Here is a 15,677-nt window from a genome sequence, read left to right as displayed (position 1 = left end):
TTCAGCTCCGGCCCAGGCCTTGCAGGAAGGCGTCCAGCGCCGGCCCGATGGCCTCGACCATGTAGCCGCCTTCCTGCACCACCACGGTGGGCAGTCCCAGGGCGCCGATGCGCGCGCCGATGTCGCGGTACGCATCGATGTCCAGGCGCAGCACGCTGATGGGATCGTCCTTGTAGGTGTCGAAGCCCAGCGCCAGCACCAGGGCCTGGGGCGCGTGGCCGGCCAGCGCCGCCAGCGCCGTGTCCAGCGCGCGCAGGAAGGGATCGTTGCCGGATCCGTGTGGCAGCGGCAGGTTCAGGTTGAATCCTTCGCCTTCGCCATGGCCGCGTTCATGGGCATAGCCGCTGTAGAACGGGTAGTAGCCGGCCGGGTCGGCGTGCAGCGACGCCGTCATGACGTCGGCGCGGCGGTAGAAGATCTGCTGCGTGCCGTCGCCATGGTGCGCGTCCACGTCCAGCACCGCCACGCGGGCATGCGTGCGCCGCAGCCGGGCTGCGGCGGCCGCGCTGCTGTTCAGGTAGCAGAAGCCGCCGGCGCGGTCGCGGTGGGCGTGATGGCCGGACGGGCGGCACAGCGCATAGGCCGCGCCGCCGTGCGCCGCGACGTGGTCGGCCGCCGCGACCGCGCTGTGCGTGGAGCGCAGCGCCGAGCGCCAGGTGTGCGGGCCGATGGGGCAGGACAGGTCGCTCAGGTAATAGCCGGTCTGGGCGACGATGGACGGCGAGGGGCAGGGCGGCCGGCCGTCCGCCTCGACGCGGCCGTTCAGGTAGGGCGACAGGTTGGGCAGCACTTCCGGGCCGGGATCCACGCCGGGCCCCTTCAAGGCCTGCCAGCGGGCGTAGGCGTGTTCCAGATAGTCCAGATAATCGGCGCTGTGCACCGCCAGCAAGGGTTCACGGCCGAAATCGGGCGGCGCCTGCACCGCGATGCCTCGGGCCGCCAGCGCGGCCTGCAGGCTGCCGGCGCGCGATGGCAGATCGGTGGGCGCGCTGATGCGGCCCAGCCGCATGAACTGGCGCGGCTCGTGCAGCAGTTGTTCGTCGGAGAAAAAGGCTTGCATGGGGTTCCCGTCAGTGCGATGCCTGTTTGATCTCGACCTCGACGAATACGAACTCGGCTTCGCCCGGGTTGATCACATTGTGTTCCACGCCAATCGAGCGATAGTACGACACGCCGGCGGTCAGCTGGCTGGTGACCGGGCCGTTGGGCGTTTCCAGCAGCAGCGGGCCGGTGGTCTGCGGCACCACCACGTAATTCATGCCGTGGCGGTGCCAGCCGGTCTCGCCGCCCGGCGGGAAGCGCCATTCGGTGACGGTGACGAATTCGTTGTCGATCTGCACGGTGGGAACGGCCTGGGGGCGTTGCATGGATGCGTCTCCTGTGTGGTGTGGGGGGGCGTCATGCCGCCTGGGCGCGGGCCTGGGTCGGATCCCAGTGCTGGCCGGGCACGGCGGCGATCAATTGCTTCGTATAGGCGTGCTGCGGGCGGTCGAAGATCTGCGATGGCGTGCCGTGTTCCACGACCTTGCCGCGATGCATGACCAGCACGGCGTCGCAGATCTGGGCGGCCACGCGCAGGTCGTGGGTGATGAAGACCAGGGCGATGCGCAGGCGCTGTTGCAGCTCGCGCAGCAGCTCCAGCACCTGGGCCTGCACCGATACGTCCAGCGCCGATACCGACTCGTCGGCCACCAGCACCTTGGGCTCCAGCGCCAGCGCGCGCGCGATGCCCACGCGCTGGCGCTGGCCGCCGGAGAACTGATTGGGGTAGCGGTCGAAGGCGGATGGCTCCAGCCCCACCAGCGCCAGCAGTTCGCGCGCCCGCGCCTCGGCCGCCGCCTGCGGCACGCCGTTGGCGCGCGGGCCATCGCTGATGATGCGGCCCACGGTGTGGCGCGGATTGAGCGAGGCGAAGGGATCCTGGAAGATCATCTGGATGTCCTTGCGCATCGGGCGGAAGCGCGATTCGGGCATGGCGGCGATGTCCTGGCCGTTGAACAGCAGCTGGCCGCCATTGATGCCGACGAGCTTCAGCAGGCATTTGCCGATGGTGGACTTGCCCGAGCCGGACTCGCCCACGATGCCCAGCGTCTCGCCGCGCCGCACGCTGAAGCTGACGCCGTCCACCGCGTGCACCTCGCGCCGGCCGCCGAGCCAGCCATGGCCGATCACATAGGTCTTGCGCAGGTCGCGCACGTCCAGCACCGGCGGCTCGCCGCCACCGGCCGCGCGTTCCTCGCCGCGCCGATGCGGCACGGCGGCGATCAGGCGCTGGGTGTAGGGATGGCGCGGACGATTCAGCACCTCGTCCGCCGGCCCCTGTTCGACCAGCACGCCTTTTTCCATCACGGCGACGCGGTGCGCGATCTCGGCCACCACGCCGAAATCGTGGGTGACGAACATCACGCCCATGCCTTTTTCCTTCTGGATGCGGGCAATCAGCGCCAGGATCTGCGCCTGCGTGGTCACGTCCAGCGCGGTGGTGGGCTCGTCGGCGATCAGCAGCGCCGGTTCCAGCGCCAGCGCCATGGCGATCATCACGCGCTGGCGCTGGCCGCCGGACAGGCGGAACGGATAGGCGTGGTACAGCGTGGCCGGATCGGGCAGGCCGACGAAGGCCAGCAGTTCCAGCGCGCGCGCCAGCCGCGCGGGGCCGGGATAGGCGTCGTGCACGCGCATGACTTCGCTGATCTGCTCGCCCACCGTCATCAGCGGGTTCAGCGCCGACAGCGGCTCCTGGAAGATCATCGCCATGTCCTTGCCGCGCATGGCCTGCAGGCTGGCCTCGTCCTGGCGCAGCAGGTCCGCGCCTCGGAACAGGATGCTGCCCTGCTGCGGCGTCAGGTAGTCGGGCAACAGGCCCATGATGGCGTTGGCGCTCATGGATTTGCCGGAGCCGGATTCGCCGACGATGCACAGGATCTCGCCGGCGCGGATGTCGTAGGACACGTCGCGCACCGCATAGGCGCGGTCGCCGCCGGCGGGCAGGGCGATGCTGAGGTTGCGGATGGACAGCAGCGGGGCGTCGCCCGTGGCCGGCGCGGCGGCCGGCATGCCTTGGGGTTTCATGGCTGGGCTCCTATTCGCCGCGCTTGCGCAGCTGCGGGTTGAGGGCATCGTTCAGGCCTTCGCCGATCAGGTTGATGGCCAGCACGGTCAGGAGGATGGCCACGCCCGGCCACACGCTCATCCACCAGGCTTCGCGGATCATGGTGCGGGCCGCGCCGATCATGAAGCCCCAGCTCATCTCGTTGCGGTCGCCCAGCCCCAGGAAGGACAGCGAGGACTCCGTGAGAATGGCGGTTGCCACCATGAACGAGGCCGACACGATGATGGGCGACATGGCGTTGGGCAGGATCTGGGTGCCGACGATGCGGGCCGGCGCCTGGCCGATCACGATGGCCGCCTGCACGAACTCGCGCTGCTTGAGCGTCATGAACTCCGAGCGCACCAGCCGCGCGGCCGGCGGCCACGACACCAGCGCGATGGCGCCCATGATGGAATACACCGAGGGCCCGATGATGGCCACCAGCACCACCGCCATCGCCAGCTGCGGGATGGTCTGGAAGAACTCGGTGAAGCGCATCAGCGCGTCGTCGATGCGGCCGCCACAGTAGCCGGCGATGGCGCCGACCACGATGCCGAAGCCCAGCGCCACGGCGGTGGACAGCAGCCCCACCAACAGCGACACGCGCGCGCCCCAGACCAGGCCGGCGGTGATGTCGCGCCCCAGCATGTCGGTGCCGAAGGGATAGTCGGCGTTGGTGAAGGGCGGGATCAGCGGATCGGCCACCATCATCCACGGCGATTCTTCATACAGCAGCGGCGCGGCCAGGGCCACGGCCACCACCAGCAGCACGATGACCAGGCCGGCCACCGCGCCATGATTGCGCATATAGCGGCGCGCGAAGGATTTCATGCGGCGGCTCCCTGTTGCGCTCCCGCGCCGATGCGCGGATCGATGAGCCGGTACAGCACGTCGGTGAGCAGGTTGAAGACCACCACCATGATGGAAGTGACCAGGAAAATGCCCAGCAGCAGCTGATAGTCGCGCTGCAACAGGGCGTCGAACATCAGCCGGCCGATGCCGGGCCAGGCGAACACGGTCTCGGTCAGCACCGCGCCGCCGGCCATCTGGCCCAGCTGGATGCCCGCGAAGGTGATGACCGGCAGCAGCGCGTTGCGCAGCACGTGGGCGCGGATCACGCGCCCCGGGCCGACGCCCTTGGCGCGCGCGGTCTTGACGAAGTCCATGCCGATCACCTCCAGCATCGAGGCGCGCGTCAGGCGCACGTACACGGCCATGAAGAAGCAGCCCAGCGTCACGGTGGGCAGCACCAGGTGCTGCGCGATGTCGCCGGCGCGCGCCCAGCCCGTCAGGCCCGCGCCCACGGTTTCCATGCCGAAGGCCGGCAGCCAGCCCAGCACCACCGAGAACAGCAGGATGCCCATCAGCGACAGCCAGAACAGCGGCGTGGCGTACAGCAGCAGCGCGCCCGTCATGACGCTGCTGTCGATCCAGCGTCGCTTGTTGCGGTAGCGCGCCTTGGCGGCGACCACGCCCAGCAGCACGCCCAGCACGATCGAGAACACGAAGGCGCAGGACATCAGCAGGAAGGTGGCGGGCAGCCGCTCGACGATCAGGTCCAGCACCGGCACGTGGTTGCGGTAGGAAAAGCCCAGGTCCAGCTGCGCCACGCCCTTCAGGTAGAGCATCAGCTGCGTCAGCAGCGGCTGGTCCAGGCCAAAGGCCGCGCGCAGCTGCTCGATGTAGGCGGCGTCGCCCGCGCCGGCCTGGCCGGCCAGCACCGCGGCCGGATCGCCGGGCGCGAGCCGGATCAGGAAGAAATTGATGATGACCACGCCTAGCACGACCACCAGGGCCTTGCCGATGCGCGAGACGAGGAAAGACAGGAATTTCATGCTCGGGTCCTCCGTGGGCGGACTGGCCGCCGCGCGGTCCCGGCGCCGCCGCCCCGCGCGGCGGCGCCCAAGACGCTTGCTTCTGGACTTATTTCTCGATGTAGACGTCGTCGAACGACTCGTTCAGGCCGATGGCCGTCCTGACCAGGTTCTTCACGTTGGCGCGGTACAGCGTGGGGAACTCCATGTCCACCAGGAAACCGTTGGCCACTTCCTTGACCAGCGTGGTCTGCAGCTGGCTGTACAGCGCCTGGCGCTTGGCCGGATCGATCTCCGAGGCGGCGGCTTCCCACTGCTTGTCGGTCTCGGGGTTGCTGTAGCCCTGCACGTTGGCGAAGGGCGAGCCCTTGACGATGTTCGACGAGATGTACAGCCGCTGCACGCCCAGCGCCGGATCGCCGTACTGGTAGGTGAAGTTGGTGGTCAGATCGAAGTCCCAGTTGCCGGTGCGGCTGGCCCAGCCGCCGGCGTCGGTGGACTCCAGGTTGACCTTGAAGCCCAGCTGCTCCAGCGCCTGCTTGGTGTATTCGGCCAGGCGGTCCCAGGTGGAGCCGTAGGGGAAGCTCAGCTGGCGGATGGTGTAGTCGCCCGGCTTGATGCCGGATTCCTTGATCAGCGCGCGCGCCTGCTTCATGTCGAAGGGCATGGCCGGCATGTTCTTGTCGTAGAACATCTCGGTGGTGACGAAGGGGCTGGTGGCGACCTTGCCCAGGCCGAAGAAGATGTTGTTGACCACCATGTTGCGGTTCATGGCCGCCATCACCGCCTGGCGCACCTTGAGGTTGTCGAACGGCGGCTTGCGCATGTTGAAGATCAGGTAGGCCTGGGGCGAGAACATCTCCCAGCCGGCGGTGGTGTATTCCACCTTGGGCAGGGCGCGCAGGCGCTTGATGTCGACGTTGTCCACGTCGCCGCCGCGCAGCACGTCCACGCTGCCGCGCTCGAAGGCCACGGCGCGCGAGGCCGCGTCCGGGATCACGTTGAAGACCAGCTCGTCCAGGTAGGGCTTGCCGGGTTTCCAGTAGTCGGGGTTGCGCGCCAGCTTGATGTACTCGCCGCGCTTCCATTCCTTGAACATGAACGGGCCGGTGCCGACCGGCTTCTGGTTGGCCGGGTTGGTCATGTAGTCGGTGCCGGCGTAGATGTGCTTGGGCATGATGGGCGCGAAGCCCGGCTCGAACATCAGCATGAAGGCGGGGAAGGGCGACTTCAGCTTGACGACCACGGTCTTCGGGTCCGGGGCCTGCACCGACTCGACGAATTTGTTCAGGATCACGCGCGCCCGCGCATGCGTCTTGGGCAGCATGTCGGACAGCGAGAACACCACGTCGTCGGCGCTGAAGGGCTTGCCGTCATGCCACTTGACGTTGTCCTGCAGGTGGAAGGTGTAGCTCAGCCCGTCGGGCGCGGCTTCCCAGGACTTGGCCAGGCCGGGCTGCGGCTTCAGGTCGGTGGTGTAGGTCAGCAGGCTTTCATAGATCTTGCCGGCCACGAACTGCGTCGGTCCCTGCTGGTTGATGGCGGTGACGATGACCGGCGGTTCGGGCTGGACGATCATGTTCAGCGTGCCGCCCTTGGTCTGGGCCAGGACGGACGCGACCGGCAGCAGGGCCGCCAGGGCCAGCGCGCCCAGGACCTTGCGGGATGTCAGGCGGAACGTCGGGCGATGCATCGGGCGATTCCGTTTGTTCGTGTTCACTGCGAGCCTCCGGGCTGGAAAAAGGGGGGATGAGGAGCGCACGCCCTTGCGGCGGTCGCGGTGTATTGCAAGCAAGCCTCATGCCACCTGGGTTCTCGGGGTACTGCGGGTCTGTTCGCTACAACGGTGCTGCGTGCCGGCGCCGCGTTCTGGTGCGGGACCCGGTGCATGCCGGGCGCCGCGCACCATCGCGGCGTTTTCTGGGTATGGAATTCAGCGCGGCGCTGGCGCCACGCCGCACCAGTCCACGATGAACTGCGCCATCGCCGTCGCCACGCGCTTCATGCTGGCGATCGACACGGATTCGTCGATGCCATGGATGTTGCGCGCCTCGGGGCCGTAGCAGGTCACGGGCAGGTCTGTCATCAGGCGGAAGTGGCGCGCGTCGGTGGTGGCGGTGCAGGCCAGCTTCGCCGGCGCCTGGCCGGTGGCCTTTTCATGCGCGGCGGCCAGCGCCCGCATGGCGGGCGCGTCCAGGTCGAACTCGCAGCCCGGCGCGAACTGGCCCTGCCAGCGCAGCTGCACGGTCAGCGCCGGATTCAGCCGCGCCACCGTGGCGCGCACGCGCGCGGCCACGATGTCGCGCGCGGCCTCCGGCGTCATGTCCGGATAGAAGCTGAAGCGTATGCCCAGCGTGCAGGTGCAGGGCACCGACGAATTCCATTCGCCGCCTTCGATGCGGCCCAGGTTGAAATTGATCGGATGCGGCTGGTCGGCGAAGGCGGGGTGGCGGTGCTCGGGCGCGTTCCACTGCGCCTCCAGTTCCTTCAGGTCCGCCATGACGGCGATGCCGGCCTCGATCGGATTCACGCCCGAGCCCATGTAGGCCACGTGCGCGGGCTTGCCGGTCAGGTCGACGAACATCCAGCACACGCCCACCTGCGCGCGCAGCATGGCCTCGCCGAAGGGTTCGGGGATGATCACCGCGTCGAAATCCTCCAGCCGGGCGCGCGCCGTGGCCCGGCTCAGGGCGTTGAGCGTGGCCAGCGTGCCGGCGCCGGTGTCTTCCTCGTTCAGCACCGCGTTGAAGCCGACCGTGCCGGCCGGCCTCAGGCCCATGTCGAGCAGCGCCTTGTAGGCGGCCATGGCGCAGACGATGCCGGCCTTCATGTCGCCGCTGCCACGGCCGTACAGCCAGCCGTCCACCACCGCCGGCTCGTAGGGCGGGCGCGACCACATGGCGGCGGGGCCGGTGGGCACCACGTCGATATGGCCGTTGAACAGCACCGAGCGGCCGCCCGGCGCGGCCGGGACGTGGCGCGCCAGCAGGTTGTAGCGGCCATCGTCGGGGCCGCAGGGGCAGGCGTAGAGCGGCAGCGCCTTGAGCGCGGCGTCGTCCAGCAGGATGCGTTCGGGCGCCAGCCCGAGTTCGCGCCAGGCCTGCTCGATGTAGCGGGCGGCGGGTTGTTCCGCGCCCGATGGGCTTTGGGCCGCGACGAAGTCCGACAGCGTCCGGACCATATAGGGTTCCAGGGCGTCGATGGCGGCGGCGATGCGTTGCGTGTCCGGCTGCAAGATTTTTCCCCTTTGCATGTTCTGGGACGGTGCGCGCGTGAGCGATGGGCGGCTACACGGTGAGATCGATCCAGGTGGTCTTCAGGTCGCTGTACTTGTCCAGCGCGTGCAGGGACTTGTCGCGGCCGAAGCCCGATTGCTTGACGCCGCCGAACGGCACGGTGACGTCGCCGTCGGCATAGCAGTTGACCCATACCAGCCCGGCGCGCAGGCGGCGCGACAGGCGGTGGGCGCGTCCCAGGTTGGCGGTCCACAGGCCCGCGCCCAGGCCGTAGGAGGAATCATTGGCCAGCGCGATGGCCTCGTCCTCGGTGCCGAAGCGCTGGGCGGCCAGCACCGGGCCGAAGATCTCCTCGCGCATCAGCGCGCCCTGGGGGCCGGCGCAGTCGAAGATGGTGGGCTCGATGTACCAGCCGCCGCTGTCCGCGCGCACCTGGCGGCCGCCGACGCGCAGCCGCGCGCCCTCGGCCTGGCCGGCGGCGATGCGCGCCATGACCGAGCGCGTCTGCCGTTCGTCCACCATCGCGCCCAGCGCGGTGGCCGGGTCCAGCGGATTGCCCGGCGCCATGGCGGCCGCGTGGCGCGCGACCTTGTCCATGAAGGCGTCGTAGATGCCGTCCTGCACGTACAGGCGCGAGCCGGCGATGCAGACCTCGCCCTGGTTCGAGAAGATCGCCAGCGCGGCGATCAGGGCGGCGCGGTCCAGGTCGGGGCAATCCTCGAACACGATGTGGGGCGACTTGCCGCCGCATTCCAGCCAGACGCGCTTGAGGTTCGATTCGCCGGAATACGTCATGAAGCGCTTGCCGGTGGCGGTGGAGCCGGTGAAGGCCACGCAGTCCACGTCCGGGTGCAGGCCCAGCGCCCGCCCGGCCACCGGGCCTGCGCCGGGCAGCACCTGGAACGCGCCGGCCGGGATGCCGGCCTGCTCGACCAGCGCGGCCAGCCGGATCGCGCTCAGGGACGATTGCTCGGCGGGCTTGAGGATGACGCTGTTGCCGGCCGCCAGCGCCGGCGCGACCTTCCAGGCCGCCATCAGCAAGGGGTAGTTCCAGGGCACCACGGCCGCCACCACGCCCACGGGTTCGCGGGTGATGGTGGCCAGCGCATTGGCGCCGGTCGGGGCGATCTCGTCGTAGCGCTTGTCGACCGCCTCGCCGTACCAGGCGTAGGTCTGGATGGTTTCCGGCAGGTCGAACTGCAGCGCGTCGCGGATGGGCTTGCCCATGTCCAGCGTTTCCAGCAGCGCCAGTTCCTCCTTGTGGGCCTCGATCAGCGCGGCCAGGCGCAGCAGCGCGGCCTTGCGCTCGCGCGGCGCCAGCGCCGACCAGGCGCCGGCCTCGAAGGCGCGGCGGGCGGCGGCCACGGCGCGGTCGACATCGGCCTGGCCGCAGGCGGCCACGTCGGCCAGCTTGCGGCCGTCGATCGGGCTGCGGGCCTCGAATGTCGCGCCGTCGGCGGCATCGGCGTAGGCGCCGTCGATGTAGGCGCGGCCTTCCGGGCGCAGCGCGGCGGCTTGCGATTGCCAGTAATCCAGCGTGTGCAGTGTCATGTCGTTCAGCTCCCGCTGCGGCCGGCGCGCGCCACCATGGCGTCCAGCAGCACGTTGCAGCCGGCTTCCAGGTGCTGCGGTTGCGCGTCCTCGATTTCGTTGTGGCTGACGCCGTCCTTGCAGGGCACGAAGATCATGGCGGTGGGCGCGACCGAGGCCATGTACACCGCGTCGTGTCCGGCGCCGGTGACGATGTCCATGGCCGGCAGGCCACGGCTGGCGGCGCCCTGGCGCACCTTGCCGACCAGGTCGGGATCGAAGGGCGTGGGCCGGAAATACTGCACGTCCTTCAGTTCCACCTCGACATGGTGGGCCGCCGCCACGTCCTTGCAGGCCTGGCGCAGCGCCTGGTCCATGCGGGTGAGCGTGGCTTCGTCCTCGTGGCGCAGGTCGGCCGTCATGCGCACCTGTCCGGGGATGACGTTGCGCGAGCCGGGATGGGCGTGCAGCTCGCCCACCGTGCCTCGGCCATGCGGCTGGTTGGCGTTGGCGATGCCGATCACCGCCTGCACCAGGTGGCTGGCCGCCAGCAGCGCGTCGCGACGGATCGGCATGGGCGTGGGGCCGGCGTGCATTTCCATGCCGGTCACGATGATGTCGTACCAGCGCAGGCCCAGCGATCCGGTGACCACGCCCACGACCTTTTCCTCGTGCTCCAGGATCGGGCCCTGCTCGATGTGCGCCTCGAAATAGGCGTTGACCGGACGGCCGCCCACCGGGTCCGCGCCGGCGTAGCCGATGGCCTGCAATTCGTCGCGCACCGACAGGCCCTGGGCGTCGCGGGCGGACAGCGCGGTTTCCAGCGTGAATTTGCCGGCGAACACGCCCGAGCCCATCATCACCGGCACGAAGCGCGAGCCTTCCTCGTTGGTCCAGATGGCGACTTCCAGCGGCGCTTCGGTCTGCACGCCGGCGTCGTTGAGCGTACGGATCACTTCCAGGCCCGCCAGCACGCCGTAGCAGCCGTCGAACTTGCCGCCAGTGGGCTGGGTGTCGATGTGGCTGCCCGTCATGACGGGGGGCAGCGTGTCATCGCGGCCGGCGCGGCGCGCGAAGATGTTGCCCAGCTGGTCCACGCGCACGCGCATGCCGGCGTCACGCATCCAGCCCGTGACCAGGTCGCGGCCCTGGCCGTCCAGCGCGGTCAGGGCCAGGCGGCAGTTGCCGCCCTTGGCGGTGGCGCCGATCCGGGCCAGGTCCATCAGGGACTGCCACAGCCGGTTGCCGTTGACGGACAGAGGGGAATTGCTCATGGTCGGCCTCTAGGGTTCAGGAGTGGAGGGGAGCGGCCTGGCGCGCCAGGGCGGCGTCGCGGATGGCCGACAGGGTCTGGCCGGGCGCGATGCCGTCGGCGTCGTAGCGGATGTCCAGCAGCGCGGGCAGGCGTTCGCGCTCGGCATAGGCCAGCGCGCGCTCGAAGGCGGCGGCGAAGTCCTCGGTGCGCGTCACGATTTCGCCGTAGCCACGGTAGCCGCGCGCGATCTGCGCGAAATCGGGATTCTCGAAGCCCAGCGCGATCGGACGGCCGGGAAACTCGCGTTCCTGGTGCGCGCGGATGGTGCCCCACATGCCGTTGTTGAACACCAGCACCACGACGCCCAGGCGGTACTGCTGGGCCACGCCGAGTTCCTGCATGTTCATCTGGAAGCAGCCGTCGCCGGCGTAGCAGACCACCGTGCGCTGCGGATGTTCGAGCTTGGCGGACAGGGCCGCCGGCAGGCCGTAGCCCATCGCGCCCAGCGTCGGCGCCAGACTGGTGCCGGGGCCGGCGAACTGGCGGTAGCGGTGCGGATAGAGCGCATAGTTGCCCGCGCCCACGGTGACGCAGGCGTCGGCCGGCAGGCGTTGATTGACGCCGGCGGCCAGCGCGTCCAGGCTCAGCGGGCCGGGCGCGGGCAGCGGCTCCAGGCTGTCCAGGTATTCCTGGTGGGCCTGGCGCACGGCCTGCGCGCGGGACGCGGCATGGCCGGGGATCAGCGTCGCGGCGGCCTCGGCGAATTCGGCCGGGCCGGCCACGACGGCCTGCCAGGGCTGGTAGACGCGGCCCAGTTCTCCCGGGTCGGGGTGCACGTGGATCAGCCGCTGCGCCGGCAGCGGGCAGGCCGGCAGCAGATAGCCTTCGGTGGTGGCCTCGCCCAGCCGCGTGCCCACGGCCAGGATCAGGTCGGCGGCCGCGAGGCGCGCGCGCAGCGCGTCCGTCATGCCCCAGCCGACCTGGCCGGCGGCGTTGGGATGGCGCTGGTCGAAGCATTCCAGCCGCCGCCAGGCCGTGCCGACCGGCAGCTCGAAGGCCTGGGCGAAGGCGGCGATGCGCTCGACCGCCCTGGCGGTCCAGCCGCTGCCGCCCAGCAGCAGGAAGGGATGGCGCGCGGCGTCCAGCGCGGCGCGCAGGCGTTCGAGGTCCGGCGCGCCGGGATGGTTCGGCACGCGTTGGTAGCGCGGCATGTCCGGGACGGCGGCCGTGCCCCACAGCGTGTCTTCGGGCAGCGCCAGCACCACCGGGCCGGGCCGGCCGCTGGTGGCGGTGGCGTAGGCGCGGGCGATGAACTCGGGGATGCGGTCGCAGCGGTCGATCTGGGCGACCCACTTGGCCATGGGGCCGAACATGCGGCGGTAGTCGATTTCCTGGAAGGCCTCGCGCTCCATGAAGTCGTTGCCGACCTGGCCCACGAACAGGATCATGGGCGTGGAATCCTGGAAGGCCGTGTGCACGCCGATGCTGGCGTTGGTGGCGCCCGGACCGCGCGTGACGAAGCAGATGCCCGGCTCGCCGGTGAGCTTGCCGTAGGCCTCGGCCATGTAGGCGGCGCCGCCTTCCTGGCGGCATACGACGGGTTCGATGGCGCCCGCGTGTTCGTGCAGCGCGTCGATGCAGGGCAGATAGCTTTCGCCCGGGACCAGGAACACGCGCCGCGCGCCGTGGATGCGCAGCTGCTGCATCAGTATCTGGCCGCCATTGCGCGGGACAGGAGGTACTACCGTCATGCAGGCACTCCCTGGAGTGGGCGCCGGGGGCGCCGATGGGTTTCGGAGCGACCGTCGCGGCGTCAGGCCGTCGGCGGTCGCGCGCAAGGGTCAGAGATCGGGGCGGATGCTCCCGTCGTCGTCGCCGAAGTCCTCCCGCAGGCGCGCCAGGATGCCGATCAGGTGCACATGCATGGCATGGCGCGCGCGGATCGGGTCGCGGGCGAGGATGGCGGTGAGGATGCGTTGGTGCTCGGCGTGGGCGACTTCCCACACCTTGGTGTTGACGAAGTAGTCCTGCATCCGGCTGAACACGGGGCTGCTCTGGCTCAGGTTCCACAGGTGCGCCACGCTGGCGGCCAGGGCGGCGTTGCCGCAGGCGGCGGCGATGGCGCTGTGAAAGGCGCGGTCGTGCTGGCCGGGCATGTCGGTCAGCGACATGCCCTCGTGCGCGGCGCGGATGGCGGCCAGCTGCGCGGGCGTGGCCTGTTGCGCGGCCAGCGCGGCGCATTCGGGCTCGATCAGCATGCGCGCTTCCAGCAGGTCGAAGGGGCCGATGTCCTCGGCGCCGGCGGCGGGCGCGGGCGCCGGCGGCGCCGCGCCTTCGCGGGCGGTCACGAACACGCCCGAGCCGACGCGCACTTCCACGTAGCCTTCGATTTCGAGCGCGATCAGCGCCTCGCGAATCGAGGCGCGGCTGACCTGCAGCTGTTCCGCCAGTTCGCGTTCCGACGGCAGGCGACTGCCGCGCGGGAAATCGCCCGCGCGGATCCGGCCGGCGATTTGGTCGGCGATCATGCGGTACAGGCGGGTGACGGCAACGGCTTGGAAGGTGGTCATGGCGGAAGAAGAATGCCGCGAATCTTGGTCAAGTGGTCAGGCCAGTAAATATAGACCTGAAAATCCAGATAAAAGAAAAATATATTGAATTTAAAGGGAAAACGATCTCAGGGTATGTACTGAGAACTATCTGGTGGTCAGGCCAATTTGCCTGAAATTCGGCCCCTGACGCCGCTCCGCAGAATGCTTTACAGATTCTGAACAAATGCTAAACAAAAGCCCGTCCCAGGCCCCGGGGATGCGTCTGATAATGCCGTGCCGCCCGATGCCGGGCGATCGGCGGGACCGGCGGCCGCGATGCGCGGGAAATGGGAGCAAGAGGGTTGAAGGACACGCTGCACGCCATCCGGCCGCGAGCCTGGCAGGTCGTTCTGGGCATGATCGCGTTCGCCGCGCCCTGGCTGTGGCTGCTGGAGCGCTCGACGCTGGCGCCGCCGACGGACAATATCGAGCAACTGACCTGGGTGCGCAGCCTGGAGTGGGGCTACTACAAGCATCCGCCGCTGCCGACCTGGCTGTTGTGGCCCTTCGTGCAGGCGCTGGGCTGGTCCGCGTGGACCACCTATGTGCTGGGCGCGCTCTGCACGCTGGGCGGGTTCTTCATCTATTGGCGCATGCTGCGCGGCATGCGCGGCGGCGCGTATGCGTTGGTCGCGCTGCTGGCCGGGCTGTGCGTCACGTTCTACAACGGCCGGCTGCATTTCTACAACCACGAGATCCCGCTGATCACCTTCGTGGCCGGCGCGGCGGCCGCCTGCTGGCGCGCCTGGCAGACGCGCAAGATCGTCTGGTGGGTGGCGCTGGGCCTGTGCCTGGGCCTGGGCGCGCTGTCCAAGTACCAGGCGGCCGTGGCCGCGCTGTGCGTGTTCGTGTTCTGGCTCAGCCAGCGCGGCTGGCGCGATCCGATGCAGGTGTTCGGCCTGCAGGTGGCGGCGCTCACCGCGCTGGCGGTCTTCTTCCCGCACCTGTACTGGCTCATCGAGCACAACTTCGAACCGCTGGGCTATGCGATGTCGTCCTCGCTGGGCGCGGACCTGTCCTGGGGCGCGCGTTCGCGCGAAGTGGGGCGCTGGTGGGGCGACCAGATCCTGAACCGCGCATTGCCGGCCTGGGCCTTGCTGGCCGCCCTGTGGCTGGTCACGCGCCGGTTGCGTCCGGCGGCTCCCCAGGTGGCGGCCGATGTCGCGCCCGATGCGGCGCGCGCCCTGCTGCTCGCGTTCGGGCTGGTGCCGCTGCTGTTCGTCAGCATGATGGCCCTGGTCTCCGGCGCCCACGTGCAGCTGCATTGGGGCACGCCTTATCTGCTGTTCGTGGTGCCGGCGGCGTTGGAGTTGGCGGGCGGCGGCGCCTGGACTCGGCGGGTGCCCCCGCGCGCCGCGCTGGTCGCCTTCCTCGTGGTCCAGGCCGCCCTGATGCTGCGCATGGCGCTGGTGGCGCCGACCGGCGGCGCGATCGCGCGCAAGCCGGACGATTGGCGCTATTTCGATTCGCGGGCGCTGGCCGAGGCCCTGCATGCGCCGGCCATGCGCGCCTTGGGCGGACCCGTCAGGCTCGTGTCCGGGCCGCCCGCCGAGGCCGGCGCGCTGGCCCTGCGCCTGCCGGAGCGGCCCCTGGTGCTGATCAAGGGCGAGCCGCGTTTCAGCCCCTGGGTGCCGGCCGACCTGGCCAGCCGTTGCGGCGCGCTGGAGCTGAAACGGGCGCCGGCCCGGCCCGAGGGTTTCGAGCCGGTGGCGGCCGAGTTCCGCAACCTGTACTGGCGCGTCAGGCGCCCGGACGGCAATGGCTGCGGCGCCTCGGACCCTCATGCTTCGTAGCGGCCGCCATCCGGGGCCGCTCCCGGGCCGCGCCGCGCGGCGCCCGGAGCCGGCGCGAACGGGCCTAGGCGTCGGCCGCGCCGGGCTCGGGCGTCTGCGTGAAGGCGCGCACCAGCCGGGCGATGCCGTCCAGCTCGTCCTGGGCGCCGGCCACCCAGGCCGGCACCTCGAAGGGGCTGTCGGACGGCGCTTCGTGCATGTGCGCCTTCAGGTCGCCCAGCAGTTCCAGCGCCATGTCGGTGGCCTGGGGATTGCTGCGGGTCGACAGCGCGATGGCGATGGCCAGCGCCTGTCTCATGGCCAGCAGGCGGCCATCCAGTTCTGTACCCATGTCTGTGTCCATGCGGGACTCCTAGTCTTGCCGGTTCGG

General features: G+C 69.9%; 13 protein-coding genes. 1 reads left to right on the top strand and 12 read right to left on the bottom strand.

All coding sequences use genetic code 11. The features are described from left to right. Position 1: 1 nt before the first annotated feature. The 11 genes from C2U31_RS24875 to C2U31_RS24825 form a co-directional block, all read right to left on the bottom strand. Positions 2-1,060: a histone deacetylase family protein gene (locus C2U31_RS24875; protein WP_103275247.1), complete on the bottom strand. Its 1,059-nt coding sequence runs from the start codon at positions 1,058-1,060 to the stop codon at positions 2-4. 10 nt (positions 1,061-1,070) lie between these two features. Further along, entirely contained in the window at positions 1,071-1,367 is a 297-nt protein-coding gene (locus C2U31_RS24870) for a cupin domain-containing protein (protein WP_103275246.1), read from the bottom strand. Positions 1,368-1,398: 31 nt separating this feature from the next. Beyond that, positions 1,399-3,069: an ABC transporter ATP-binding protein gene (locus C2U31_RS24865; protein ID WP_233772490.1), complete on the bottom strand. Its 1,671-nt coding sequence runs from the start codon at positions 3,067-3,069 to the stop codon at positions 1,399-1,401. Between the two features lie 10 nt (positions 3,070-3,079). Continuing rightward, positions 3,080-3,919 carry an ABC transporter permease gene (locus C2U31_RS24860; RefSeq protein WP_103275244.1) on the bottom strand — a complete coding sequence of 280 codons (840 nt, stop codon included), beginning with the start codon at positions 3,917-3,919 and terminating at the stop codon, positions 3,080-3,082. Next, positions 3,916-4,923, bottom strand: coding sequence for an ABC transporter permease (locus C2U31_RS24855; RefSeq protein ID WP_103275243.1), 1,008 nt, complete (start codon positions 4,921-4,923; stop codon positions 3,916-3,918). Before C2U31_RS24855 ends, C2U31_RS24860 begins: the two co-directional genes overlap by 4 nt. Positions 4,924-5,011: 88 nt before the next feature. After that, positions 5,012-6,595 carry an ABC transporter substrate-binding protein gene (locus C2U31_RS24850; protein WP_103275242.1) on the bottom strand — a complete coding sequence of 528 codons (1,584 nt, stop codon included), beginning with the start codon at positions 6,593-6,595 and terminating at the stop codon, positions 5,012-5,014. Positions 6,596-6,835: 240 nt separating this feature from the next. After that, a complete protein-coding gene (locus tag C2U31_RS24845) occupies positions 6,836-8,155 on the bottom strand; it encodes an ArgE/DapE family deacylase (RefSeq protein ID WP_103275241.1) in 1,320 nt (439 codons plus the stop codon). A 34-nt stretch (positions 8,156-8,189) separates the two neighbouring features. Beyond that, the gene (locus tag C2U31_RS24840; RefSeq protein WP_103275240.1) at positions 8,190-9,689 is read right to left on the bottom strand and encodes an aldehyde dehydrogenase; all 1,500 of its coding nucleotides are present in this window, start codon (positions 9,687-9,689) and stop codon (positions 8,190-8,192) included. Between the two features lie 5 nt (positions 9,690-9,694). Then, on the bottom strand, positions 9,695-10,942 hold the full coding sequence (locus C2U31_RS24835; RefSeq protein WP_103275239.1) for a Zn-dependent hydrolase: 1,248 nt from the start codon (positions 10,940-10,942) through the stop codon (positions 9,695-9,697). 16 nt (positions 10,943-10,958) lie between these two features. Then, entirely contained in the window at positions 10,959-12,674 is a 1,716-nt protein-coding gene (locus C2U31_RS24830; RefSeq protein ID WP_103275238.1) for a thiamine pyrophosphate-binding protein, read from the bottom strand. A 90-nt stretch (positions 12,675-12,764) separates the two neighbouring features. Further along, positions 12,765-13,493, bottom strand: a complete 729-nt coding sequence (locus C2U31_RS24825) for a FadR/GntR family transcriptional regulator (RefSeq protein ID WP_103275237.1) — start codon at positions 13,491-13,493, stop codon at positions 12,765-12,767. A 323-nt stretch (positions 13,494-13,816) separates the two neighbouring features. Here C2U31_RS24825 and C2U31_RS24820 point away from each other — a divergent pair, with 323 nt between their 5' ends. Continuing rightward, positions 13,817-15,307 carry a glycosyltransferase family 39 protein gene (locus C2U31_RS24820; protein ID WP_233772489.1) on the top strand — a complete coding sequence of 497 codons (1,491 nt, stop codon included), beginning with the start codon at positions 13,817-13,819 and terminating at the stop codon, positions 15,305-15,307. A gap of 64 nt (positions 15,308-15,371) precedes the next feature. Here C2U31_RS24820 and C2U31_RS24815 read toward each other — a convergent pair whose 3' ends face one another. After that, complete coding sequence (locus C2U31_RS24815; protein ID WP_103276561.1) at positions 15,372-15,638, bottom strand: hypothetical protein; 267 nt, start codon at positions 15,636-15,638, stop codon at positions 15,372-15,374. Between the last annotated feature and the right edge of the window lie 39 nt (positions 15,639-15,677).

The organism is Achromobacter sp. AONIH1, assembly GCF_002902905.1.
GTDB lineage: Bacteria > Pseudomonadota > Gammaproteobacteria > Burkholderiales > Burkholderiaceae_B > Achromobacter.
Note: the sequence above shows the minus strand (reverse complement) of the source record. Positions and strands in the feature narration are given on the sequence as shown.

Coding starts and splice junctions, on each gene's coding strand:
- C2U31_RS24875 (WP_103275247.1), bottom strand. CDS start 1,060: ATGCAAGCCTTTTTCTCCGACGAACAACTGCTGCACGAGCCGCGCCAG.
- C2U31_RS24870 (WP_103275246.1), bottom strand. CDS start 1,367: ATGCAACGCCCCCAGGCCGTTCCCACCGTGCAGATCGACAACGAATTC.
- C2U31_RS24865 (WP_233772490.1), bottom strand. CDS start 3,069: ATGAAACCCCAAGGCATGCCGGCCGCCGCGCCGGCCACGGGCGACGCC.
- C2U31_RS24860 (WP_103275244.1), bottom strand. CDS start 3,919: ATGAAATCCTTCGCGCGCCGCTATATGCGCAATCATGGCGCGGTGGCC.
- C2U31_RS24855 (WP_103275243.1), bottom strand. CDS start 4,923: ATGAAATTCCTGTCTTTCCTCGTCTCGCGCATCGGCAAGGCCCTGGTG.
- C2U31_RS24850 (WP_103275242.1), bottom strand. CDS start 6,595: ATGCATCGCCCGACGTTCCGCCTGACATCCCGCAAGGTCCTGGGCGCG.
- C2U31_RS24845 (WP_103275241.1), bottom strand. CDS start 8,155: ATGCAAAGGGGAAAAATCTTGCAGCCGGACACGCAACGCATCGCCGCC.
- C2U31_RS24840 (WP_103275240.1), bottom strand. CDS start 9,689: ATGACACTGCACACGCTGGATTACTGGCAATCGCAAGCCGCCGCGCTG.
- C2U31_RS24835 (WP_103275239.1), bottom strand. CDS start 10,942: ATGAGCAATTCCCCTCTGTCCGTCAACGGCAACCGGCTGTGGCAGTCC.
- C2U31_RS24830 (WP_103275238.1), bottom strand. CDS start 12,674: ATGACGGTAGTACCTCCTGTCCCGCGCAATGGCGGCCAGATACTGATG.
- C2U31_RS24825 (WP_103275237.1), bottom strand. CDS start 13,493: ATGACCACCTTCCAAGCCGTTGCCGTCACCCGCCTGTACCGCATGATC.
- C2U31_RS24815 (WP_103276561.1), bottom strand. CDS start 15,638: ATGGGTACAGAACTGGATGGCCGCCTGCTGGCCATGAGACAGGCGCTG.